Source organism: Pseudomonas sp. NFX183, assembly GCF_047943075.1.
Taxonomy (GTDB): domain Bacteria; phylum Pseudomonadota; class Gammaproteobacteria; order Pseudomonadales; family Pseudomonadaceae; genus Aquipseudomonas.
Genome location: NZ_CP181333.1, coordinates 2,758,363 through 2,781,674 on the forward strand (window position 1 = coordinate 2,758,363; position 23,312 = coordinate 2,781,674).

The 23,312-nt window shown below is 60.5% G+C and carries 21 protein-coding genes; 7 read left to right on the forward strand and 14 right to left on the reverse strand.

Annotated elements, in window-relative coordinates; genetic code table 11:
• Positions 1-255: 255 nt before the first annotated feature.
• Positions 256-471 carry a 30S ribosomal protein S21 gene (rpsU, locus tag ACM530_RS12655; protein ID WP_002551877.1) on the reverse strand — a complete coding sequence of 72 codons (216 nt, stop codon included), beginning with the start codon at positions 469-471 and terminating at the stop codon, positions 256-258.
• Positions 472-674: 203 nt separating this feature from the next.
• On the opposite strand from rpsU, the gene tsaD reads away from it, so the two are divergent.
• The gene (gene tsaD / locus ACM530_RS12660) at positions 675-1,700 is read left to right on the forward strand and encodes a tRNA (adenosine(37)-N6)-threonylcarbamoyltransferase complex transferase subunit TsaD (RefSeq protein ID WP_106575530.1); all 1,026 of its coding nucleotides are present in this window, start codon (positions 675-677) and stop codon (positions 1,698-1,700) included.
• 32 nt (positions 1,701-1,732) lie between these two features.
• Here tsaD and plsY read toward each other — a convergent pair whose 3' ends face one another.
• Positions 1,733-2,302 (reverse strand): glycerol-3-phosphate 1-O-acyltransferase PlsY, encoded by a 570-nt coding sequence (gene plsY, locus ACM530_RS12665; protein WP_416364889.1) that lies wholly within the window; start codon positions 2,300-2,302, stop codon positions 1,733-1,735.
• Positions 2,303-2,374: 72 nt separating this feature from the next.
• Here plsY and folB point away from each other — a divergent pair, with 72 nt between their 5' ends.
• Entirely contained in the window at positions 2,375-2,728 is a 354-nt protein-coding gene (gene folB / locus ACM530_RS12670) for a dihydroneopterin aldolase (protein WP_106575528.1), read from the forward strand.
• A complete protein-coding gene (gene folK / locus ACM530_RS12675; RefSeq protein WP_369302029.1) occupies positions 2,719-3,237 on the forward strand; it encodes a 2-amino-4-hydroxy-6-hydroxymethyldihydropteridine diphosphokinase in 519 nt (172 codons plus the stop codon). The genes folB and folK overlap by 10 nt, the downstream gene beginning before the upstream one ends.
• A 192-nt stretch (positions 3,238-3,429) precedes the next feature.
• Here the strand turns inward: folK and ACM530_RS12680 are convergent, their stop codons facing one another.
• The 11 genes from ACM530_RS12680 to ACM530_RS12730 form a co-directional block, all read right to left on the reverse strand.
• Positions 3,430-4,659 carry a multifunctional CCA addition/repair protein gene (locus ACM530_RS12680; protein WP_416364890.1) on the reverse strand — a complete coding sequence of 410 codons (1,230 nt, stop codon included), beginning with the start codon at positions 4,657-4,659 and terminating at the stop codon, positions 3,430-3,432.
• Positions 4,660-4,722: 63 nt separating this feature from the next.
• Positions 4,723-6,288, reverse strand: a complete 1,566-nt coding sequence (locus tag ACM530_RS12685) for a SpoVR family protein (protein WP_404485436.1) — start codon at positions 6,286-6,288, stop codon at positions 4,723-4,725.
• Positions 6,285-7,556, reverse strand: coding sequence for a YeaH/YhbH family protein (locus ACM530_RS12690; RefSeq protein ID WP_106575524.1), 1,272 nt, complete (start codon positions 7,554-7,556; stop codon positions 6,285-6,287). Before ACM530_RS12690 ends, ACM530_RS12685 begins: the two co-directional genes overlap by 4 nt.
• Before the next feature lie 113 nt (positions 7,557-7,669).
• Positions 7,670-9,592 (reverse strand): PrkA family serine protein kinase, encoded by a 1,923-nt coding sequence (locus ACM530_RS12695; protein WP_003194732.1) that lies wholly within the window; start codon positions 9,590-9,592, stop codon positions 7,670-7,672.
• Positions 9,593-9,877: 285 nt separating this feature from the next.
• The gene (gene glpE, locus ACM530_RS12700; RefSeq protein ID WP_106575523.1) at positions 9,878-10,207 is read right to left on the reverse strand and encodes a thiosulfate sulfurtransferase GlpE; all 330 of its coding nucleotides are present in this window, start codon (positions 10,205-10,207) and stop codon (positions 9,878-9,880) included.
• 9 nt (positions 10,208-10,216) lie between these two features.
• Positions 10,217-11,065 (reverse strand): symmetrical bis(5'-nucleosyl)-tetraphosphatase, encoded by an 849-nt coding sequence (locus ACM530_RS12705; RefSeq protein ID WP_416364891.1) that lies wholly within the window; start codon positions 11,063-11,065, stop codon positions 10,217-10,219.
• Positions 11,065-11,445, reverse strand: coding sequence for a Co2+/Mg2+ efflux protein ApaG (gene apaG / locus ACM530_RS12710; RefSeq protein WP_106575521.1), 381 nt, complete (start codon positions 11,443-11,445; stop codon positions 11,065-11,067). Before apaG ends, ACM530_RS12705 begins: the two co-directional genes overlap by 1 nt.
• Positions 11,446-11,676: 231 nt before the next feature.
• Positions 11,677-12,489 carry a 16S rRNA (adenine(1518)-N(6)/adenine(1519)-N(6))-dimethyltransferase RsmA gene (gene rsmA, locus ACM530_RS12715; RefSeq protein WP_416364892.1) on the reverse strand — a complete coding sequence of 271 codons (813 nt, stop codon included), beginning with the start codon at positions 12,487-12,489 and terminating at the stop codon, positions 11,677-11,679.
• Positions 12,486-13,475: a 4-hydroxythreonine-4-phosphate dehydrogenase PdxA gene (gene pdxA, locus ACM530_RS12720; protein WP_416364893.1), complete on the reverse strand. Its 990-nt coding sequence runs from the start codon at positions 13,473-13,475 to the stop codon at positions 12,486-12,488. The genes rsmA and pdxA overlap by 4 nt, the downstream gene beginning before the upstream one ends.
• Positions 13,472-14,812 (reverse strand): peptidylprolyl isomerase, encoded by a 1,341-nt coding sequence (locus ACM530_RS12725; RefSeq protein WP_119737679.1) that lies wholly within the window; start codon positions 14,810-14,812, stop codon positions 13,472-13,474. Before ACM530_RS12725 ends, pdxA begins: the two co-directional genes overlap by 4 nt.
• Positions 14,787-17,597 (reverse strand): LPS-assembly protein LptD, encoded by a 2,811-nt coding sequence (locus ACM530_RS12730; RefSeq protein ID WP_416364894.1) that lies wholly within the window; start codon positions 17,595-17,597, stop codon positions 14,787-14,789. Before ACM530_RS12730 ends, ACM530_RS12725 begins: the two co-directional genes overlap by 26 nt.
• A gap of 130 nt (positions 17,598-17,727) precedes the next feature.
• Here ACM530_RS12730 and ACM530_RS12735 point away from each other — a divergent pair, with 130 nt between their 5' ends.
• Genes ACM530_RS12735 through ACM530_RS12745 form a run of 3 tightly spaced genes read left to right on the forward strand, consistent with a single transcriptional unit; the run spans position 17,728 to position 20,193 of the window.
• On the forward strand, positions 17,728-18,753 hold the full coding sequence (locus ACM530_RS12735) for an aminoglycoside phosphotransferase family protein (RefSeq protein ID WP_369302033.1): 1,026 nt from the start codon (positions 17,728-17,730) through the stop codon (positions 18,751-18,753).
• On the forward strand, positions 18,750-19,424 hold the full coding sequence (murU, locus tag ACM530_RS12740; protein ID WP_242201928.1) for an N-acetylmuramate alpha-1-phosphate uridylyltransferase MurU: 675 nt from the start codon (positions 18,750-18,752) through the stop codon (positions 19,422-19,424). The genes ACM530_RS12735 and murU overlap by 4 nt, the downstream gene beginning before the upstream one ends.
• 1 nt (position 19,425) lies before the next feature.
• Positions 19,426-20,193 (forward strand): TerB family tellurite resistance protein, encoded by a 768-nt coding sequence (locus ACM530_RS12745; protein WP_145157446.1) that lies wholly within the window; start codon positions 19,426-19,428, stop codon positions 20,191-20,193.
• A 56-nt stretch (positions 20,194-20,249) separates the two neighbouring features.
• On the opposite strand, the gene ACM530_RS12750 is transcribed toward ACM530_RS12745, so the two are convergent.
• Positions 20,250-21,224: an alpha/beta hydrolase family protein gene (locus ACM530_RS12750; protein WP_416364895.1), complete on the reverse strand. Its 975-nt coding sequence runs from the start codon at positions 21,222-21,224 to the stop codon at positions 20,250-20,252.
• A gap of 77 nt (positions 21,225-21,301) precedes the next feature.
• Between ACM530_RS12750 and ACM530_RS12755 the strand changes: the two genes are divergently transcribed.
• Complete coding sequence (locus ACM530_RS12755; RefSeq protein WP_416364896.1) at positions 21,302-23,296, forward strand: ATP-binding protein; 1,995 nt, start codon at positions 21,302-21,304, stop codon at positions 23,294-23,296.
• The last annotated feature ends 16 nt before the right edge of the window (positions 23,297-23,312 follow it).

The window sequence follows — 23,312 nt, forward strand, 5'->3', positions numbered from 1 at the left end:
GGCCTCGGAAACGCATCGTTGGGCACAGCCGACACGGTTGATCGTCTGTTTGAAGAATGAGTGTGCTCGTCAGTAGCCTTGTTAGGCTCGTCAGAAGAGACGCGCACCGCTGGCAAAAGAGCCAGTCCTGACGTGTGAAGCAGTGTCTCGGTCGCGTGTGCGGCGTCGACGGTGAAGCATCAAGCGATATCCGCAAATGCCAATAGCCCGGCTGAGGGCCGGGCTTGGCAGAAGCTTGCTACGTAAGTCTGTGTATTAGTACAGACGAACGGCGCGGCGCTGCTCGCGCTGAACTTTCTTAGCGTGACGCTTAACAGCGGCTGCTGCTTTGCGCTTACGCTCAGAAGTTGGCTTCTCATAAAATTCGCGGCTACGAACTTCAGCCAGAACACCGGCTTTTTCGCAGGAGCGCTTGAAACGACGCAGAGCTACGTCGAAGGGTTCGTTCTCTTTTACTTTGACGGCTGGCATCCAGAGCTACCTTCTTTCATTACCGGGAATCAACGTTCTCGTCGCAAAAAATTCGCGGCTGAGGTCGTCGGTTTTTAAGGGTTGCGGATGTTAACCCCTCATTGCCCGGAATGCAAAGCCTCTGATCGAAAACCGCTAGTCGGGAGGGGGAGTGGCGACTATTATGCGCGCCTTCGAATTCAGCCTCTACAAGGCGCAAACCCATGCTAGTACTGGGACTTGAAACCTCCTGCGACGAAACCGGTGTCGCACTTTACGACAGTGAACGCGGGCTTTTGGCCGATGCACTGTTCAGCCAGATCGACCTGCACCGCGCCTATGGCGGTGTGGTGCCGGAGCTCGCCAGCCGCGATCACGTCAAGCGCATGCTGCCGTTGATTCGCCAGGTGTTGGACGAGGCCGGCTGCGTGCCGACCGAGATCGACGCGATTGCCTACACCGCCGGCCCCGGATTGGTCGGAGCCCTGCTGGTTGGGGCTTCTTGCGCCCAGGCGCTGGCGTTTGCCTGGGGCATTCCGGCCCTCGGCGTGCACCACATGGAAGGCCATTTACTGGCACCCATGCTGGAAAAAACACCGCCACAGTTCCCGTTCGTCGCTTTGTTGGTTTCCGGTGGGCATACGCAGCTGGTTCAGGTCGATGCGATTGGCCAATACACGCTGTTGGGTGAGTCTCTGGACGATGCCGCCGGTGAAGCGTTCGACAAGACCGCGAAGATGATGGGCCTCAATTATCCGGGCGGTCCGGAAATCGCACGTCTCGCCGAAAAAGGCGTGCCGGGCCGTTACACCTTCCCGCGTCCAATGTGCGATCGCCCGGGCCTGATGTTCAGCTTCAGCGGCTTGAAAACCTCCGCACTCAACACCTGGCAGCAAAGCGTCAGCGCCGGGGACGACAGTGAGCAAGCCCGTTGCGACATCGCACTGGCGTTCCAGCAGGCCGTGGTGGAGACTTTGACCATCAAGTGCAAGCGCGCCCTGAAACAGGCGGGCATGAAGCGCCTGGTGATCGCCGGCGGCGTCAGTGCCAACAAAGCGTTGCGCACCTCGTTGGAAAAAATGCTCGGCGACATGCAGGGCGACGTGTTTTATGCGCGCCCTGAGTTCTGCACCGACAACGGTGCAATGATCGCCTACGCCGGTTGCCAGCGTCTGCAGGCCGGCCAGCATGAAAGCCTGGCGATCAGCGTGCAGGCACGCTGGCCGATGGAGCAACTTTCACCGCTGTAAGGGCTCACGTGAGCCGGGCTCATCGAACGTATTTAAAAATGCCGTTCGCGCCCGGCAAACAGGTCGCGTAAATTGCCGCGGTGGCGCCAGACGATCAGCAGTGTCAGCACGCTCATCGGCAACAGCGCTGCAGGCGCCTGCCAGGCCAGCAATGGCAGGGTGAGCGGCGTGGCGATCAATGCGGCCAATGAGCTGGTGCGGGTCAGGTAGAACGTCAACAGCCAGGCCAGCACGGCCAGCAGCGCTGCTGGAGGGTAAATGCCCAGCAGCATGCCGGCCGCCGTGGCGACACCCTTGCCGCCGCGAAAGCGGAAGTACAGCGGAAACAGATGGCCGAGGACAGCGTACACGCCCACCCAGGCTTGCTGTTGCAGGGTGAGGCCGGCGAGGCTGGCGATGAGTACGGGCAACAGGCCCTTGCAGATATCGCCCAGCAGCGTCAGCACGGCGAGTTTTTTGCCGGCCAGGCGCAACACGTTGGTGGCACCGGCATTGCCTGAGCCACTCATTCGCGGATCGGGATTTCCCGTCAGGCGGCTGAGCAAAATGGCGAAGGACAGCGAGCCGAGCAGGTAGGCGAGAATCGCCAGTGACCAAAACATGCTAACTATTCCGGGCGAGGACGCCCTGATTCTAACGGGGCAACGCGCCCTTGTCGTGCTGCGGAGAAGAGCTTGGACAGAGTGTTTATCGAAGGCCTGGAAGTCGACACCGTGATCGGGGCCTACGACTGGGAGCGCGGCATCAAGCAATGCCTGCGCCTGGACCTGAGCTTCGCCTGGGACAATCGCCCTGCCGCTGCGGGTGACGACCTGACCCTGGCGCTCGATTACGCCAGCGTGTCCGCGCGTATTCAGGCCTTTGCCGAGCAGTCCCAGTACCAACTGGTAGAAACCTTCGCCGAACGCCTGGCCGAAGTGCTGATGAGCGAGTTCCAGATTCCCTGGTTGCGCCTCAAGCTGACCAAGCCGGGTGCCGTGCCGGCAGCCAAAGGCGTGGGCGTGGAGATCGAGCGCGGATGTCGCTAACTCAGGTTTACCTTGGCCTTGGCAGCAATATCGAGCGTGAGCGCCATCTGCGCGCTGGCCTGGATACGCTGGCGAGCTTCTTGACGGATATGCGCTGCTCGCCCGTGTTCGAAAGCCAGCCGGTGGGGATCAAAAGCGGGCCGTTTTTCAACCTGGTGGTGTCGGCCTATACCGACTTGCCGTTGATGGAGCTGGATCGCCGGTTGAAATTCATTGAGGCCGACAATGGCCGCTATGCGCCGGACCGCAAAGGGCTGCCGCTGGATATCGATGTGCTGCTGTATGGCGAACTGGTCGGGAATTTCGACGGCTTGATCCTGCCGCGCGCAGAAATCCTCAAAAATGCCTTTGTGCTGTGGCCGCTGTCGTTGATGGCGCCGGATCGCGTGCATCCTGAGGTGGGCAAGACATTGGCCGAGCTGTGGCGCGATGCGCAGATCGACCAGGTGCTGGCACCTGTCGCGTTTGAATGGCAAAACCAGCCACTCACCCCGAAAAATCTCCTGTAACGCTCGTCTGCCCGGATTCAAACGTGGACGCTGGCTAGCAAATCCCATGTGGCGAGCGGGCTTGCCCCGCGTTGGGCTGCGTAGCAGCCCCACAACAGGCGCTGAGGTTTACCAGGAAAATCTCAGTGTTTTTACTGGGGCCGCTGCGCAGCCCAACGCGGGGCAAGCCCGCTCGCCACAACAGCTCGCCGGCTAAGCGTTGTGGTGTTCCTTGTAAGTTTTCAGCGCCTTGAGCCGCTCGCGCTTGAGCGCCTCGCCCAGCTCGGGGCCTTTGAAGCCTTTCTCCAGCAAGGGCGCCACCGCGACTTCGCGCGCAACCTTGGCCGCGCCGCGTAAATAATCCGCCTGTGGATAACTTCGTTGCTCAAGGCCTTTGCGGCCGCGTGCATCCATTTCACAGCTCGCCACAAATTCCTCAAAGCGCTGCGGCCGGCGGTACACGTCAAAACTCTGCAGCAGCTCCAGCAATGTCGAGGCTTTCAGCTCCAGGGCGCGATGACCATGGGTGTGATATTGGCCCACCAGCAGCGCCAGCTCCTGGCAGTCCCTTGGCACCTTGAAGCGTTCGTTGACCGCCTTGATCAGCGTCAAGCCTGTCTTTTCATGAGCAATATGCTGCGGCAACTTATCCACAGCCGTCAGGCCCTTGCCCACGTCATGCAGCAGGCAGGCCCAGCGTACCGTGAGGGGTTGTTTGTGCAGGGCGGCCTGTTGCAGCACGCTCAGGGTGTGCAGGCCGGTGTCGATCTCGGGGTGATGGGCCTCCGGCTGCGGCACGCCGAACAGCGCGTCCACTTCCGGCATCAGGGTTTTCAGCGCATGGCAGTCGCGCAGCACCTGGATGAACACCTGAGGTTGATCTTCCATCAAGGCCCGGGAGATTTCCTTCCAGCTTCGCTCGGGCGTCAGGGCTTCCAACTCGCCGGACTCACTGAGTTGGCGCATCAGTCCGAGCGTGTCGGGCGCTACCGTGAAACCCAGGGAGGCATAACGCGCTGCGAAGCGCGCAACACGCAGTACACGCAAGGGGTCTTCGGCGAACGCCGGGGAAACATGACGCAGAATGCGCGCCTGCAGGTCGCGCTGGCCGTGGTAAGGATCGGTCAGGTTGCCGTCGCCGTCCTCCGCCATCGCGTTGATGGTCAGATCGCGACGCATCAGGTCTTCTTCCAGTGTGACCTCGGGGCTGGCATGAAACACAAAGCCACCATAACCCCGGCCACTCTTGCGCTCGGTGCGGGCCAGGGCGTACTCATCGCCGTTTTTCGGGTCCAGGAACACCGGGAAGTCAGCACCCACCGGCTTGTAGCCCTTGGCGAGCATTTCTTCAGTGGTTGCGCCGACGACCACGCGGTCGATGTCGGTGACCTCGATGCCGAGCAAACGATCACGCACCGCGCCGCCAACTGTGTAGATTTTCATGAAAAAGCCTCCATTAGCGGCACAGGATACCGCCTGCGCCTGACCAATGGAGGCTTTGCTGTGTCAGAGATGAACGACGGCGAGGTCCAGGCGGCCGTAGTCGTTGTCGCCGTGATCACTGCGCGGTGGCACATGGTGAGTCTTCATCACCTGGTCGCCCTGCAGGGTTTCCAGATGAATATCGAAGCCCCACAACCGATGCAGGTGCTTGAGCACTTCCTCAGTGGATTCGCCCAAGGGTTTGCGGTCGTGCTGCTGGTGACGCAGGGTCAACGAGCGGTCGCCGCGCACATCGATGCTGTAGATCTGCACGTTAGGCTCGCGGTTGCCCAGGTTGTATTGCGCCGCCAATGTCTCGCGGATGGTGCGGTAGCCGGGCTCGTCGTGAATTGCCGGCACCAGCAGGTCGTCCTTGAGGTCGTCATCCATGATGCTGAACAGTTTGAGGTCGCGAATTACCTGGGGTGAAAGGTACTGCAGGATGAAGCTCTCGTCCTTGAAGCTGCTCATGGCGAATTTGATGGTCGACAACCAATCGCTGCCGGCGATTTCCGGGAACCAGCGGCGATCCTCTTCGGTGGGGTGTTCGCACATGCGCCGGATGTCGCGGTACATGGCAAAGCCCAGCGCGTAGGGGTTGATGCCGCTGTAGTACGGGCTGTCGAAGCCGGGTTGGAACACCACGCTGGTATGGGAAGTGAGGAACTCCATCATAAAGCCGTCGGTGACCAGGCCCTCGTCGTACAGGTCATTCATCAACGTGTAGTGCCAGAACGTCGCCCAGCCTTCGTTCATCACTTGGGTTTGGCGCTGTGGATAAAAATACTGGGCGATCTTGCGCACGATACGTACGATTTCGCGCTGCCATGGCTCCAGCAGTGGCGCGTGTTTTTCCAGGAAATACAGGATGTTTTCCTGAGGTTCGGCGGGGAAGCGCGCATTGTCTTTATCGCTGTTTTTCCCGGTTTTCTTCGGAATGGTGCGCCACAGGTCGTTGATCTGCTTCTGCAGGTGCTCCTCGCGCTCCTTCTGGCGCAGGCGCTCTTCCTCGGCGGAAATCGGGTACGGGCGCTTGTAGCGGTCAACGCCGTAGTTCATCAGCGCATGGCAGGAGTCGAGCAGGTCCTCAACCGCGTCGATGCCGTGGCGTTCCTCGCATTGCATGATGTACTGCTTGGCGAACACCAGGTAATCGATGATCGAACTGGCATCGGTCCAGGTGCGGAACAGGTAGTTGCCCTTGAAAAAGCTGTTGTGCCCGTAGCACGCGTGGGCGACCACCAACGCCTGCATGCAGATGGTGTTTTCTTCCATCAGGTAGGCGATGCACGGGTCGGAGTTGATGACGATCTCGTAGGCCAGGCCCATCTGGCCGCGTGTGTAGGACTTCTCCGTACTCAGGAAGTGTTTGCCGTAGGACCAATGGTGATAACCCAACGGCATGCCGACCGAGGCGTAGGCATCCATCATCTGTTCGGCGGTGATCACTTCGATCTGGTTGGGGTAGGTGTCCAGGGCATAACCTGCCGCGATGCGGCTGATTTCCCGGTCATAGGCCTGGATCAGTTCAAAGGTCCACTCGGAGCCGGTGGAAATGGGTTGGCGCTTATGCTCTTTTTTGGCGGTCATGTCACTAACCTGCGCTGGAAGAGTTCACGGAAGACCGGGTAGATATCGCCGGCCGAGACCAGTTGCTGTTGGGCGAAAGTGTCGGCAAAGGCTTCACCGATACGCTCATATTCGAACCACAGGGCCTGGTGCTCACGGGGAGTAATTTCGACGTACGTGTAGTACTGCACAAACGGCATGATCTGGTTGATCAGGATATCGCGGCAGATCGGCGAGTCGTCGTTCCAGTTGTCGCCGTCGGACGCCTGAGCTGCGTAGATATTCCATTCATTGGCCGGGTAACGCTCGGCCATGATCTCCTGCATCAGTTTCAACGCACTGGATACGATGGTGCCGCCGGTCTCCCGCGAGTAGAAAAACTCCTCTTCGTCGACTTCCCGGGCGCTGGTGTGATGGCGGATGAACACCACGTCGATCTTGTCGTAGTTCCGCTTCAGAAACAGATACAGCAGGATGAAAAAGCGCTTGGCGATGTCTTTGGTCGCCTGGGTCATCGAGCCGGACACGTCCATCAGGCAAAACATCACGGCCTTGGAGCTGGGGTTGGGTTGTTTGACCAGCAGGTTGTATTTCAAGTCGAAGGTGTCGAGAAACGGCACGCGGTGAATGCGCGCGCTGAGCTTCTCGATTTCTGCCTCGATTGCCTGGATATCGCCGAAGTTGTCTGGCTCTTCGCGTTTTAAGCGCGCCAACTCTTCCTTCGCCTGTTTCAATTTGGCGCGGCTGCTGCCTGACAGCGCGATACGCCGGGCATGGGCCGAGCGTAGCGTGCGGATGATGTTGATCCTGGAAGGGTTACCTTCGTTGCTGATGCCGGCGCGCACGGTCTTGAAGGTGTCGGTGCCGGTCAGGTTGCGTTTGACCAGGTTGGGCAGCTCCAGGTCTTCGAACATGAACTCCAGGAATTCCTCCTGGGTGATCTGGAACACAAACTCGTCCATGCCTTCGCCGGAATTGCCCGCTTTACCTGGGCCTTTACCGCCGCCGCCACCTTGGGGGCGCTGGATATGTTCGCCGGTGGTGAACTCCTTGTTGCCCGGGTGCACGACGGTCTGTTTGCCGCCGCGACCGTGGTGCAGCACCGGTTCGTCAATGTCGCGTCCAGGAATACTGATTTGCTCGCCATGCTCCATGTCGGTGATGGAGCGGCGGCTGACGGCCTCTTCAACGGCCTTTTTGATGTGGTCACGGTAACGCCGCAGGAAACGCTGGCGGTTTACCGTGCTCTTGTTCTTGCCATTGAGGCGTCGGTCGATCACATAGCTCATGGGGAGCCCTCCGGGCAGCTTCACGTTACAAGCTTCAAGCCGCGAGCTGGAAGCTTAGAGACAAGCGGTCAGCTGCCAGGCCAAAGGCCCGGCAGTACACGCCTGTCGCTGCCTTACTGTGATTTACGAACCCGCAGGTACCACTCGGAGAGCAGCCGTACCTGTTTGTCGGTGTAGCCACGCTCGACCATTCGAGTGACGAAGTCGTTGTGTTTTTGCTGGTCCTCCTTGCTGGCCTTGGCGTTGAAGCTGATAACCGGCAGCAGATCCTCGGTGTTCGAGAACATTTTCTTCTCGATGACCACCCGCAGCTTCTCGTAGCTGAGCCAGGTTGGGTTCTTGCCGTTGTTGTTGGCGCGGGCGCGCAGCACGAAGTTGACGATTTCGTTGCGGAAATCCTTCGGATTGCTGATGCCGGCGGGTTTTTCAATCTTCTCCAGTTCCTCGTTGAGGGCCACACGGTTGAGGATTTCGCCGGTTTCCGGATCGCGGTATTCCTGGTCCTGAATCCAGAAGTCCGCATACAGCACGTAACGGTCGAAGATGTTCTGGCCGTACTCGCTGTAGGACTCCAGGTAGGCGGTCTGGATTTCCTTGCCGATGAACTCGATGTAGCGCGGCGCCAGGTATTCCTTGAGGAAGCGCAGGTAGCGCTCGCGGGTTTCGGCCTGGAACTGTTCCTGTTCGATCTGCTGTTCCAGCACGTACAGCAGGTGCACCGGGTTGGCGGCGATTTCGTGCGGGTCGAAGTTGAAGACCTTGGACAGGATCTTGAACGCGAAACGAGTGGAAAGGCCGTTCATGCCTTCATCCACACCCGCGGTGTCGCGGTATTCCTGGATCGACTTGGCCTTGGGATCGGTGTCCTTGAGGTTTTCGCCGTCGTACACGCGCATCTTCGAATAGATGTTCGAGTTCTCCGGCTCCTTGAGGCGCGACAGCACGGTGAACTGGGCGAGCATCTTCAAGGTATCGGGCGCGCAATGCGCCTTGGCCAGCGAGCTGTTGAACAACAGCTTGTCGTAGATCTTGATCTCATCGCTGACGCGCAGGCAGTAGGGCACCTTGACGATGTAGATCCGGTCGATGAAGGCTTCGTTGTTCTTGTTGTTGCGGAAGGTGTGCCATTCCGATTCGTTGGAGTGGGCCAGCAGGATCCCGGTGAACGGAATCGCGCCCAGGCCTTCGGTACTGTTGTAGTTGCCTTCCTGGGTGGCGGTCAGCAGTGGGTGCAGCACCTTGATCGGCGCCTTGAACATCTCCACGAATTCCATCAGGCCCTGGTTGGCCCGGCACAGCGCGCCCGAGTAGCTGTAGGCGTCGGCGTCGTTCTGCGGGAATTCCTCGAGTTTGCGGATATCGACCTTACCCACCAGCGCCGAGATGTCCTGGTTGTTCTCATCGCCCGGTTCGGTTTTTGCCACGCCGATCTGGTTGAGGATCGACGGGTAGAGTTTCACCACGCGGAACTGGCTGATGTCACCGCCAAACTCCGCCAGGCGCTTGGTGGCCCAGGGCGACATGATGGTGTTGAGGTAGCGCCGTGGAATGCCGAAGTCTTCTTCGAGGATCGCGCCATCTTCCGTGGCGTTGAACAGGCCCAAAGGCGACTCGAACACCGGCGAGCCCTTGATCGCGTAGAAGGGCACCTTCTCGATCAGCTGTTTGAGCTTTTCAGCCAGAGACGATTTACCGCCGCCGACGGGGCCGAGCAGGTAGAGGATTTGTTTCTTCTCTTCCAGGCCTTGGGCGGCGTGGCGGAAGTAGGAGACGATCTGGTCGATGCATTCTTCCATGCCGTGGAAGTCTTCAAAGGCCGGATAGCGGCGGATCACCTTGTTGGAAAATATTCGCGACAGGCGCGAATTATTCGCGGTTTCCACCAGCTCCGGCTCACCAATCGCCAATAGCAGACGTTCGGCGGCAGACGCGTAGGTACTGCGGTCCTGTTTGCACAGCTCGAGATACTCTTGCAGCGTGAGTTCTTCCTGCTGTGTGGACGCGAAGCGTTGTTGGAAGTGGCTAAAGATACTCATGACGTCGTCACCTCGCTCGATACGTGGAGCCGACGCCGGGTCAATCAGTCGATGCTGGCAGTCATTGGTGATCAACCAATGGCCGTTTTCCCCCCAAACACCCTGAAACGCTACCGATGACCCGCACGCCGGTGTACCGGCTCTCCCCTGATTCGGATGGCCTGCGCTTAAGGATAGTTCGGAATCCGGGAGGTCAAGGCGGGATACGTAATTAGTTTGGCTGCGCCGTTCGTCAGAAACGGCGCGAGCCCAAGCGTCACGCGGGGTAGCGGGGTGTGAAAAAAATTATTGCGAATCGCCTGAGGCAATTTCTGCAGGATAGGTCGCACGCCACAGCTCAAAGCCGCCGTCCAGGCTATACACGTCAGAGAAGCCCTGGCTGATCAGGTAGGCGGCCGCGCTCTGGCTGGAGTTGCCGTGGTAACAGGCGACGATCACCGGCGCGTCGAGGTCGGCAGCGCGGATGAAGTCCGCAATGTTGGTGTTATCCAAATGCTGCGCACCGCTGATATGCGCGGCGGCATACGTCGGCTGATCGCGGATGTCGACCACCACCGCGCCTTGCTCGCGCAGCGCCTGGGCTTGTTCGGGAGGGATACGTTTGAATTCGCTCATGGCGGGCTCCTATGGCTTGGCGGCCGGCTGTGTCACAGAAAGGGGGGATTCGCACTGGCAGCTCAGGCGCTCGCCGGTGTCGATGTTCATCAGGGTCATGGCGCCGCCCCACACGCAACCGGTGTCGAGGGCAAACACGCCGGGTTCATCACATTTGCCTTCCAGGGCCGCCCAGTGGCCGAAGATGATCTTCGTGTCACGGGTCTTGCGCTCCTTGTGGGCGAACCAGGGTTTGTAGCCGGGCAGGGCGGTGTCGGCGCCTTCCTTGCTCTTGAGGTCCAGCTTGCCTTCGGCGGTGCAGAAGCGCATGCGGGTGAAGTAGTTGGTGATTACGCGCAGGCGGGCCACGCCGGTAAGGTCGTTGTCCCATTTGACCGGCTCATTGCCGTACATGCCGTCGAGAAAGGCGGTGTAAAGGTTGTCATCGGCCAGGGCGCTCTCGACTTCGGCGGCGCACTTGAGGGCTTTTTTCACCGTCCACTGGGGCGGGATGCCCGCATGGACCAAAGCCATGTTGCGGCCTTCGTCGTAATGCATAAGCTTTTGCCGACGCAGCCACTCCAGCAGCTCGGTGCGATCCGGCGCTTCGAGGATCTCGCGCAGCGTGTCGCCCTTTTTCAAACGCTCGATGTTATTGCCGGCCGCCAGCAGGTGCAGGTCGTGGTTGCCCAGTACGCATACCAGCGAATCACGCAGGCTATATAAGTAGCGCAGGGTTTGCAGGGATTCGGGCCCGCGATTGACCAGGTCACCCACCAACCACAGGCGGTCGCTCGCCGGGTTGAACGCAACTTGCTCCAACAGGCACTTGAGGGGTTCCAGGCAGCCTTGCAGGTCGCCGACCGCGTACGTCGTCATCAGTGCAGGGCTCCCGGCACGGCGAGCCGGAAGGGCGCGATGACAGCGTCGAACAGTTTGCCGTCAGTGGCTTTCATCTGATAAGTGCCCTGCATGGTGCCGACTTTGGAGGTCATCACCGTGCCACTGCTATACGTATGGCTGGCGCCAATGTCGATCAACGGCTGCTGGCCAACCACGCCGGCGCCGCGCACTTCCTCGACCTGGCCGTCACCGTCGGTGATCACCCAATGGCGCGACAGCAGCTTGGCCGGCACCTGCCCGTTGTTCTTCACCGTGATGGTGTAGGCAAAGGCGAAACGGTTGTGTTCGGGTTGCGATTGGTCCGCCAGGAAGCGGGTGACGACGCTGACGTCGATCTGGTAGCGAGGATCGGACATGCAAGAGGCCTTAAAAGCAAAAGCGGAGGACAGCAGATGCGGATCAGTCTAGGCCATGAGGAGGGCACTAGGCCAGACATGTGTCGGGCAGCCGGCAAGCGTTATCGGTATAACGTTGAGCAAATGTGGGAGCGGGCTTGCCCGCGAATGCGCAGTGTCAGTCACTGAATGTGTAACTGATGCACCGCCATCGCGGGCAAGCCCGCTCCCACATTTGTATCGAATTACAGCTTATTCCACGGTCGGCGCGGGCTGGATCGCAAGCTGATCAGCCAGGCGCACAAACGCGGCCAGGTCCAGTTGCTCGGGGCGCAGGCTGCCATGGACGCCGGCGGCTTCGATTTCGGCGTTGCTGAGCAGTGCCTTGAGCGTGTTGCGCAGGGTTTTGCGACGTTGGTTGAACGCCTCGCGTACCACGCGCTCCAGCAGTTTGTGATCCTTGGCCGGGTGCGGTAGCACGGCGTGAGGCACCAGGCGCACAATGGCCGAGTCGACCTTCGGCGGCGGGTTGAACGCGCCAGGGCCGACATTGAACAGGTGCTCAACGCGGCAATGGTACTGAACCATGATCGACAGACGGCCCCAATCACCACCGCCAGGGCCGGCCGCCAAACGCTCAACCACTTCTTTTTGCAGCATGAAGTGCATGTCGCGGATGATCCCTGCGTTGTTCAGCAGGTGAAAAATCAGCGGCGTGGAGATGTTGTACGGCAGGTTGCCCACTACCCGCAGGCTGTTGGGCGCGGCGTTAAGGCTGTTGAAGTCGAACTTCAGCGCGTCGCCCTGGTGCAGATTGAAATTGGGTTTGTCAGCAAACTGCTGGTTGAGGATCGGGATCAAGTCCTTGTCCAGCTCCACCACGTCCAGTTGCCCGCCACTGGCCAACAGGCCTTGGGTCAAGGCGCCCTGGCCCGGGCCGATTTCCAGCAGGCGGTCTTCCGGCCTGGCGTGGATGGAGCGCAGGATGCGGTCGATTACGCCAGCATCGTGCAGGAAGTTTTGCCCGAAGCGCTTGCGCGCCCGGTGTTGGTAATGCTCAGTCATATACGGGTCTCGGCCATCTGATAGGCGGTTTCCAGGGCCACGTGCAGGCTGCCGGTATCGATCTTGCCGCTGCCCGCCAGGTCCAGGGCAGTGCCATGGTCGACGGAGGTACGGATGATCGGCAGGCCCAGTGTCACGTTGACTGCGGCGCCGAAGCCTTTGTATTTCAGCACGGGCAGCCCCTGGTCATGGTACATCGCCAGCACTGCATCGCAGTGCTCCAGATACTTGGGGGTAAACAGAGTGTCTGCAGGCAGCGGCCCACGCAGGTCCATGCCTTCTTGGCGCAGACGCTCTAATGTCGGTTCGATGATGTCGATTTCTTCATGGCCCAAATGGCCGCCTTCACCGGCGTGCGGGTTGAGCCCGCAGACCAGGATGCGCGGTTGGGCAATGCCGAATTTCTGTTGCAGGTCGGCGTGCAGGATGCGCGTGACGCGCTCCAGGCGCTCGGCGGTGATCGCATCGGCGATATCACGCAACGGCAAATGCGTCGTCACCAGTGCAACGCGCAGGCCGCGTGTGGCCAGCATCATCACCACTTGAGCGGTATGGGTCAGCTCGGCGAGGAATTCGGTGTGGCCGGAAAAGGCGATACCGGATTCGTTGATCACGCCTTTGTGTACCGGCGCGGTGATCATGCCGACGAAGTCGCCGTCGATGCAGCCTTGACCGGCGCGCGTCAGGGTTTCCAGTACAAAGGCCGCATTGGCCTTGTTCAGTTGCCCGGCAACCACCTTGGCTGCAAGCGGCGTGTCCCAAACGTACAGGCTGCCCGCAGGTGCCGGCAGGTCGGGCCAGTTGCCCGGCGACACGTCCAGCAGATTGACGGCCACACCCAGCTGCGCGGCCCGCTCAAGGAGCAGGTCGCGGCTGGTAATGGCTATCAGGGGGTGTGGCTGAGGGTGCGAGGCGAGCAGCAGGCACAGGTCAGGACCAATGCCGGCCGGCTCGCCGGGTGTTACCGCGAAACGCTGGGGTTTCACTGTGCTGCCTGGTCGGTGCCTGTTTGCTCGGCGCCTGGCAGCTTGTTTTCCACGTAGGCTTCGTCACGGATCTGACGCAACCAGGTTTGCAGCTCTTCATCGTATTTGCGGTTACGCAACACGGTCAGTGCTTGCTGCTCGCGGGCCTGCGTGGTGTTGTCAGTGGCGCGACGGCCAAGGACTTCCAGTACATGCCAGCCATATTGGGTCTTGAACGGCTTGGACAGAACGCCTTGCGGGGTCTTGGCCATCACGTCCTGGAACTCAGGCACCAGCGCTTTCGGGTCGATCCAGTTCAGGTCGCCACCGTTGAGGGCCGAACCCGGGTCTTCCGAGAAGCTCTTGGCCAATGTAGCGAAGTCTTCACCGCCTTCGATGCGGTCATAGATCTTCTGGGCCAGTTCCTTGGTTTGCGCTTCGGTGCGGATTTCGCTTGGTTTGACCAGGATGTGACGAACATGCACTTCGTCTTTCAGCGAGGTCTCGCCGCCGCGCTTGCCGAGCAACTTGAGGATGATAAAGCCACCCGGCGTACGTGCTGGCTGGGTAATGTCACCCACGTTCATCGCACTCAGCTCACGGTCGAACGGAGGTGGCAGTTGAGCAGCTTTACGCCAGCCCATGTCACCACCGTCCAGAGCGTTGTCACTGCCGGAGACGGCAATTGCCGTCTGGGCAAAGTCTGCACCGGCTTTCAGGCGGTCATAAACAGCCTGGGTTTTTGCGGCGGCAGCATTGAGCTGTTCGGCGTTGGCGCTGTCTGGCGTCGGGATCAGGATATTGGCCAGGTGCAGTTCTTCGGAAAGCTGCATCTTGCCAAGGTCCGATGCCAGGAAGTTCTTCACTTCCTGCTCGGACACCTGAACCCGCTCGGCCACACGGCGCTGACGCACACGGCTGATGATCATTTCACGGCGGATCTGGTCACGGGCGTCCTCATAGGACAAACCGTCGTGAGCCAGCGCCGCGCGGAACTGGTCAACGCTCATGTTGTTGCGTTGAGCGATAGTACCGACCGCCTGGTTCAGCTCTTCGTCCGAAATACGGATGCCGGAACGATCGCCGATCTGCAGTTGCAGGTTTTCGACAATCAGGCGCTCCAGAACCTGCGGGTCCAGCACGCTGGTAGGCGGTACGCCGCCGCCACGCTTGGCGATGGTTTGCTGAACTTCCTTGACCCGTTGGTCGAGTTGGCTCTGCATGATCACGTCGTTATCGACGATGGCCACAACCTTGTCCAGCGGTTGGACCGCAGCGTGTGCCGAAGCGGTCCCCAGGAACAGTGCGCCCAGCACGAGTGGGCGCAGACAATCAGAAAGCTTGATCTTCACGTTCACGATAACCTTGAATGCCTTTGTCGAGGAAGCTCTCTACCTTGGCGCCGGTCAGGCCGCCGAGTCCTTTAAGGACGATCTGGAAGAAGAGCCCGTGGTCACCCTTTTCGTTCAGCGGGGCGATCTGGCTGTATTCGTCGTTGGAAACCCAGTAACGGTTGATGACGCGCAGTTTCCAGCAGCAGTTGTCGTACTCGAAACCACCAAAGGCTTCCAGGGTACGGTTGCGTGCATAGTCATACTGCCAACGGGTGATCAGGTTCCACTGAGGAATGATCGGCCACATCATCGAGAAATCGTGTTGCTGGATTTTGTAGTAATCCTTGATGAAGTTCTGATCGCCTGGCTGGCCGTAATCGCCACCAAACTGCCATTTGCCGGTCAGTTGGTTGTAGACCACTTGGTCGTTGCGATAGCGGTAACCGACGTTGATGATCTTGTTCGGGTTGTCTTCTGGCTGATAGTGAAGCATCGCGCTGCCGGAACGAGCGCTGTGCTCCTCGGTATCCCAGTTGTAGTCGGCGGTTGCGCGCCAGTCGCGGTTGTAGCGGTATTCGTATTCCAGGGCAATAGGGGAAACGTCAGACTGTGCATCTGCACGGTCGGACGCAAGGATGCCTGGAAGTTGAACCTGGCGATCCTTGAAGTACACCGCCTGGCCCACGGACACGCGCTGACGCTCGAAACCGTTGTCTTCGATCCAGCGACTGGTTACGCCCAGCGACAGCTTGTTCTCGTCGCCGATCCGGTCGGAGCCGCTGAAGCGGTTATCGCGAAACAGCGAGGCGTAGCTGAACGAGTATTCACTGGTGTCAAATACCGGGATATCGCTCTGGTCCTTGTTAGGCACATAGAGATAGTAGGCACGTGGTTCCAGGGTCTGGCGATAGTCTTTGCCGAACCAGTTCGTGTTGCGGTCGAAGTACAGGCCGCTGTCGATACTGGCAATCGGGATTGCACGGTCTTGTGAGCTTTTGAAGACGCCGCCTGCATAAGGGCTCGCCGCAGTTGAGTTTGCTTGCGCAATAGCGATGTCGTTCTTGCCCGTGCTATCAAGGTCAAGATCGTACTTGGTGTAGACATACTTGAGCTTCGGCGTAATAAAGCCGTAGGTCCAGTTCATCGGGTATTCAACAGCCGGCGCAACGTTCAGACGAGTACCGTTTGCACGGGTCAGGCCGGTGACGTAGGTATCCAGACGTGGCGAGACGAAGCCGTTCTCGTCGGTAAAGTTTCCGCTATCGAGGCTGCGTTCGAATCGAACAGCTTCAGTCTCGTAGGTAAAGTTCAGCCCGGCCGGGTGGTACGGCAGAGACCCGTTGAAGGTGATCTGCGGCAACCGGTTATACGGGGTGATCTGAGAGATCGTCGCCAGCTGGTAGGCCTGAAGGTTCAGGCGCGCCTGGAAATCGTCGCCACGATAAGCCACGGAACCCTGTTGGTTGACGTAGTCTCGCGGCTGAACACCTTCTTGGTAGGTCTTCAGATCCTGGAAGAAGTAAGGGTCGCTGATGTTGGTGTAGTCGACCTGCGTCGCTACACGTGAATCCAGACCGCCCTTGTGCTGCCAGTTGACCATGTAACGGTCTTTTTCGTAGTCGCTCTGACCTTTACGCTCGTCGCTGTCATCGTTCAGGTACGCGCCGCCGAACTGACCTTCGCTGGACTTGGTGAGGTAGCGGAATTCGCCTTCCACCATCATGCCGCGCTTGGTCATGTACTGCGGATACAACGTGGCATCGTAGTTCGGTGCCAGGTTGAAGTAGTACGGCGTAACCAGAGTAAAGCCGGTTTCGCTGCCGGTGCTGAAGCTCGGCGGCAGGAAGCCGGATTGACGACGGTCGTCGATCGGGAAGTAGATATACGGGGTGTACAGGATCGGAATGTTCTTGACCCGCAACGTCGCGTTGGTCGCCGTACCGAAACCGGTGGCCGGGTTCAACGTGATGTTGTTGCCTTTGAGCTGCCAGGCGTTGCTGTCCGGCTCGCAGGTAGTGTACGTACCGTCCTTGAGACGGATGATCGCGTTCTCGGCACGCTTGGCGTACAGCGCGTTACCGCGGATACGCGACTTGTGCAGCACGTATTCGGCGTTGTCGATCTGGGCGGCGCCGGTGTCGAGCTGGACCTGGGCATGGTCGCCCACGATCAGGGCGCCGTTGTCGCGCAGACGCACGTCGCCGTTAAGCTCGCCACGGTTCTCGGCCTGATACAGGCTGGCTTCCTGAGCCTCCAGCTGCATGCTGCCCTGACGCATGACGACGTCACCGGCCAGGGTCGCGACCTGTTGTTCCTGCTCGTAACGCGAGGCCTTGGCGCCGATGAAGGTGGGCGCATCGCTCTTGTTCGTCTTGTCGTTCATACCAGGACGAACCGGTTCGATGTACGCGCCGGAGCAATAAGGACCGGTTTCAGCCAGTTGGGCTGCGGTCAGCTTCTCGCGAGGCACCCAGTCCAGGTGGCTGTAGTCGGCGCTGCGCGAACGCAGGCCACGGCCCTTGGCTTCGGTGACCAGAGCGGTCTTCGGTTCGGCCTCGGCGCTGCCGCCAGCATTGGCTTGCGCCGTGCTGCCGGCCGAGCTGACGGCTGCGCCGTCATGCACCGGGCGTGGTGGCAACGGGGCTGCGGCGGTTTTTGGCGCGCAATCCCAGGCACCCGAAGCAGAGACTGAGCAGTCATACTGTTCCGCGGCGACCACGAATGAGGTGGCGAAAGGTTGCATGGCCAGCAGACTGCCGGTTACCAGCAACGGAAATTTTCTACGAAACGCGGGGGATTTCAATGCCATCTTATTAGTCCGGGCTTCCTGCGTGCCATCTGCCCGCGGTGTGGGCCGCACGCCTCTCGATGGTCTGAAAAAGATGCGTGATAATAAAGCATGACCCGCTTGACGGCTAGCGCCGTCGGAGACCCTTGTAATGCCCGAGCAAGATCTACGTTTACAACAGCTGAAAGTCTGGCTGGATGAGCAGTTGCCGATCCTTTTCAACGCTCAGGACTGGGGCGCCGTACCCCCGGCCACATTGACCGCGGCCAGCAGCGACGCGAGTTTCAGGCGTTACTTCCGGTGGGAAGGCGGTGGGCAAAGTTTCGTCGTTATGGATGCGCCACCCCCCCAGGAAAACTGCAAACCTTTCGTCGATATCGCTGATTTGCTGGCGAAATCAGGAATAAATGTGCCAAAAATTTATGCAGAAGATTTGCCGCGCGGCTTTCTTTTGCTCAATGACCTGGGCAAAAAAACCTATCTGGACGTGATTGACGAGCAAAACGCCGATCAATTGTTCGCCGATGCCATCGACGCGTTGCTGGCTTTTCAGCAATTGCCGATGGACGCGCCGCTGCCCAGCTATGACGTCGCCTTGTTGCGCCGAGAGCTGGAACTGTTTCCGGAATGGTACGTTCGCCGGCACTTGGGTATCGAGTTGGATACCCAGCAACAGGCCTTGTGGCAGCGCGTCAGCGATCACTTGATCGACAGCGCCCTGGCCCAGCCTAAAGTGCTGGTGCATCGCGACTATATGCCGCGCAACCTGATGATCAGCGAACCGAACCCCGGTGTGCTGGATTTCCAGGACGCCGTCTACGGCCCGGTCACCTACGACATCACGTGCCTGTTCAAGGATGCCTTCCTCAGTTGGCCGAAAGCGCGCGTACGCGCGTGGCAACGGGGCTATTGGGAACGTGCCGGGCAACTGGGCATTCCCGTGCAGGCCGATTTCGAAGAATTCCAGCGTGCCAGTGACTTGATGGGCGTGCAGCGTCACCTCAAAGTGATCGGTATTTTCGCGCGTATCTGCCATCGCGACGGCAAGCCACGCTACCTGGCGGACGTGCCGCGCTTCTTTGCTTATATAGAAGCGGTGCTGGCAGACCGTCCTGAGCTGGCCGAGTTGGGCGAACTGCTCGCCAGCCTGCGCCAACCTGTCGAGGCGAGCGTATGAAAGCCATGATCCTGGCGGCCGGCAAGGGTGAGCGCATGCGCCCACTGACCTTGCACACGCCCAAACCCCTGGTGCAGGCGGGCGGCAAGCGGCTGATCGAGTATCACCTTGAGGCGCTGGCCAAGGCCGGCTTCAGCGAAATCGTGATCAACCATGCCTGGCTCGGCCAGCAGATCGAAAGCTACCTGGGCGATGGTGCGCAGTTTGGCCTGCGCATCCAGTATTCGGCCGAAGGCGAGCCGCTGGAAACCGGCGGGGGGATTTTCCAGGCGTTGCCGTTGCTGGGGGATGAGCCCTTCCTGGTGGTCAACGGCGATATCTGGACCGACTACGACTTCACCCAATTGCGCCGGCCACTACAGGGCCTGGCGCATCTGGTGATGGTGGATAACCCGGCGCATCACCCCACCGGCGGCGATTTCTACCTGGATCAAGGGTTGCTTCATGATGCGGCGCCCGGTGCCGATAACCTGACCTTCAGTGGCATTTCAGTGCTCGACCCTCAATTGTTCGCGGGTTGCAGTGCCGGTGCCTTCAAGCTGGCGCCGCTGCTGCGGGCGGCCATGGTCAAAGGTCTGGTAACGGGGGAACACATGACGGGGCGTTGGATTGATGTCGGCACGCTGGAGCGTCTGGCACAGGTTGAAACCTTGCTGACTGCGGGGCAATAAGATGTTGTGGCCAGGGACACTGATCGGTGCCGGGGCTGGCTTTGCCATTGCCAGTATTCCGGGGGCCTTGTTGGGGGCATTGCTGGGGCAGGCGCTGGATCGCCGCCTTCAGCTGCAAAGTTGGGCGCAACTGCGCGAGCGGCTGGGCGGGCGCCCGGCGTTGCGCAATGACGAACTGCTGTTCGTGCTGTTGGGGCGCCTGGCAAAGAGCAATGGCCGCGTGGTGGATGGGCATATCCAGCAAGCGCGCCAGGAGATGCGTGCGCTGGACATGACCGAGTCGGCCCAGCGCCGGGCGATCAGCGCGTTCAATCGGGGCAAGTCCGGTTCCGACCGGGTGCGCAATTACCTGCGCGTGCTCAAGGCCCAGCCCCATGCCGCAGAGGGTTTACTGCGCGCCTGTTGGCGCATGGCCTGGGCGGACGGCAAGGCGGATAACGCCGAGCGCGACTTGATCGACCTGTGGGGCAAATGGCTAGGCTGGACGCCGCAACAGTTGCAGGCGCTGGCTGCCGACTACGTGCAGGAGCGCAAGCCGTTGGCCAATCGCGCGGGCGCCTATCAGGATGCGATGCGAATTTTGGGGGTCACGTCCACCAGCGAGCCGAGTGTGATCAAACGCGCCTATCGTCGCCTGCTCAGTCGCCACCACCCGGACAAGATTGCCGGCACTGGCGCCAGCGCCGCACAGGTGCGCGAAGCGACCGAGCGAACCCGTGAGTTGCATAACGCCTATGCGTTGATTCGCGAGCGCCGGGATTTTCGCTAGCCAGCACAAATCCTGAGTTGCCAACTCCCACAGTTGATTGGGTTATCAGATCAAGGTTACTCAGCAGCAGTCTGCGGGCTCAACCACCCGCGGATCCGCCGATACAACTGCTCCTGCTCAGCCGAACTGTTGCCGGGCAAGGTCTTGAGTGACACCTGCTTATAGCTGTCATTCTTCCCGCGCTTGGCGGCCTGGACGCGTGCCAGTGCGTTTTTGCGCGCCTGGGCGTCGTCCTGGTAGAAAACATCCGCCGTCGGCACCTTCAGCGCCGGGGCCAGTTGTTGCAGGTCTGGCTGCCTGGCCGCCGGCGTCTTGCCTGCCACCATCACCAACTTTTGCACCTGGGCCGGTTGTTTCTCGCTCAGGTAACGCGCCGCCCACCAGGCGCCCGTGCCATGGCCAAGCAGTACCACGCTGCGCGCGCTCTGGGTCTGGGAAAAGGCAACGGCGGCATCGATACGGTCGAAGATGCGTTTGGCGTCGGTCTTGTCTTGTTCATCGGCGCCCGGCACTACTGCAGGATCAGTGCCTTCGGCTTCGGCGCTGGCGGCTTGTTCGATGGGTTTGGCCGCGGTGCTGCCGTCTTTGCTGCTGGTATCGACGGCGGCCTTGGGCGATTCCAGGACGCGCGGCGGCAAGGTGTCGACGTTCACGTCCGGCAGTGACAGGCTCAGCGTGCCCCAGTTGGCGTCGGGTAATTTGCGCCGCAACGGTGCGATTGCTTGCGGCCAGTCAGCGCTTTCCCCGGCGCCCGGCACGATAATCACCACGCCTTCGGGCTCGGCGCTGTTGGCCGGCTTCCACAGGGCCAGGAATGAATCGCTGCCGGCCTGCAATTGTTGCTGTTCCTGTTGCGGCACTTGACGCTCCAGGGCGCTGGCTTCTTCCTGGCTGCGCTCGGGCAGGGGTTGGCGTTCAACCGGCTTTTCGGCGGCGGGTGCAGGCGCATCGGCGGCCTGAACAGAAAAGGCGCTGGTAAATAGCAGCGACAGGCACAATGCTGGCAGTGCCGAACGGTGGATAAAGGGCATCGTTAATTCCCGGCCAGAAGTGATTCCAGCAGCCTAATGGGTTGGTCAGTATTTGTCAGTGATGTGAGACGTGGATCATGGGTTTTCGCTGTCTGCTGGTTATCGGCGGTTTGTGCTTGGCCTTGATGGCGAACGCTGCGCCCGCGCCTGCCATACCGCAGGCACCGCTCAATGCGCAGCAGCGTGAGTGGCTGGCCCAGCATTCGGAACTGCGCGTGGGCCTGGTATTGCAGGCGCCTTACGCGCAATACGATCGGCGCCTGCAGCGCTTGTTCGGGGCCAATGTCGAGTTGATGCAGTGGCTGGCCAAGGCGCTGAACATCGAGCTGACCTGGCGCAACTTCCCCAGCCAGGAGCAATTGGACGCTGCGGTGCGCGACGGCGAGGTGGATATCGCCCCTGGCCTTCAGCAAACACCGGCCGGCTTGCGCCTGTGGTTATTCAGCGACCCTTATATGCGCGTGCCCCAGCATATCGTCGGCATCCGCGAAGGCGGCGGCGCGGTGGAGCTGGAAAAACTCGACGAGCGTTCTCGCGTTGCCGTACGCATGCCCAGCACGCTGGCCGATTACCTGCGCAGCAACTATCCCAACCTCAATCTGCAAGGCGTGCCCATGGAGCGCCAGGCCCTGCAATTGCTGGTGAGCCAGCAGGCGCGTTATGCCGTGGTGGATGAGGCGCAATTGAGCCGTTTGTCCGGTGAGGCCGAGTTTGCCGGGCTGACGGTGGTCGGCGATATCGGCCTGCCGCAATTGCTGCGCGTGGCCACCCGCCGCGAATGGCCGGAACTGGCCGGCATCATGCAAAGCGCGTTGCGCGCGATACCGGCCCGCGACCTCGACCAATTGCACAGCCGCTGGCTGCAACCTAAATACCCGCAGCTGACGCAATCGCCGGGCCTGTGGCAAAACCTCAGCCTGCTGTTGGCGATGTTCTTGCTCGCCAGCCTCGCAGTGGTGTTCTGGCAACGCCGTCACCAGCGCGTGCTCGAACACAACCTGCTGGCTGCCCGCGAAGAGAGTGCCGCACGCGCTGCCGGCGCCGAAGCCTTGCGGCTGACGCAGTTCTCCATCGATCAAAGCACCGTCGGCATCCTGTGGGTCAATTGGGACAGCCACGTGCGTTACGCCAACCGCGCCGCCGAAACCATGCTGGGTTATGGGCCGGGCGCGCTGATCGAGCGACCGCTGATCGATTTCGACCCGACCTTGAACATGGACCGCTGGCTCAATGTGTGGAAGCGCGCGCGTGCCAGCGAAGAAGGCCCGCAAACCTTCGCGGCCGATTGCGTGCGCGCCGACGGCAGCATCCTGCCGGCCGACGTGTCGCTGAGTTTCCTGCGCTTTGCCGATGCCGAATACCTGGTGGTCTACCTGAATGACGTCACCGAGCGCCGCCGTTATGTGGCTGCCCTGCTGCAAAGCGAAACACAATTGCGCGAGCTGTCGGCCCACCTGGAAACCGTGCGCGAAGAAGAAAAGGCGCGCATCGCCCGTGAGGTGCACGACGAACTCGGGCAGATGCTCACGGTACTCAAGCTCGAAACCTCGATGTGCGAGCTGGCCTATGCCCAACTGGACCCAGGCCTGAACGAGCGCTTGAACAGCATGAAGCGCCTGATCGCCCAGCTGTTTCAGCTTGTGCGCGATGTGGCGACCGCGCTGCGCCCGCCGATTCTTGACGCCGGCATCGCCTCGGCCATCGAATGGCAAGCCCGGCGCTTCGAGGCCCGCACCCACATCCCCTGCCTGGTACAAGTCCCGGAAAACCTGCCGGCCCTGAGCGATGCCAAGGCCATCGGCCTGTTCCGCATCCTGCAGGAGGCGCTGACCAATGTGATGCGCCATGCCCAGGCGCATACTGTCGAGCTGACCTTGAGCGTGGAGGGCGCAGACCTGCGGCTGACCATCAGCGATGACGGCGTCGGGTTTGTCGAAACCCAGGGCCGCCCGGTGTCCTTTGGCGTCGTCGGCATGCGCGAGCGCGTATTGATGATGGGCGGGCAACTGAGCCTGCACAGCGAACCGGGGGAGGGCACCACCTTGAGTGTCACGGTGCCGTTGGATGCATAACCACAAGAGGAAGCCC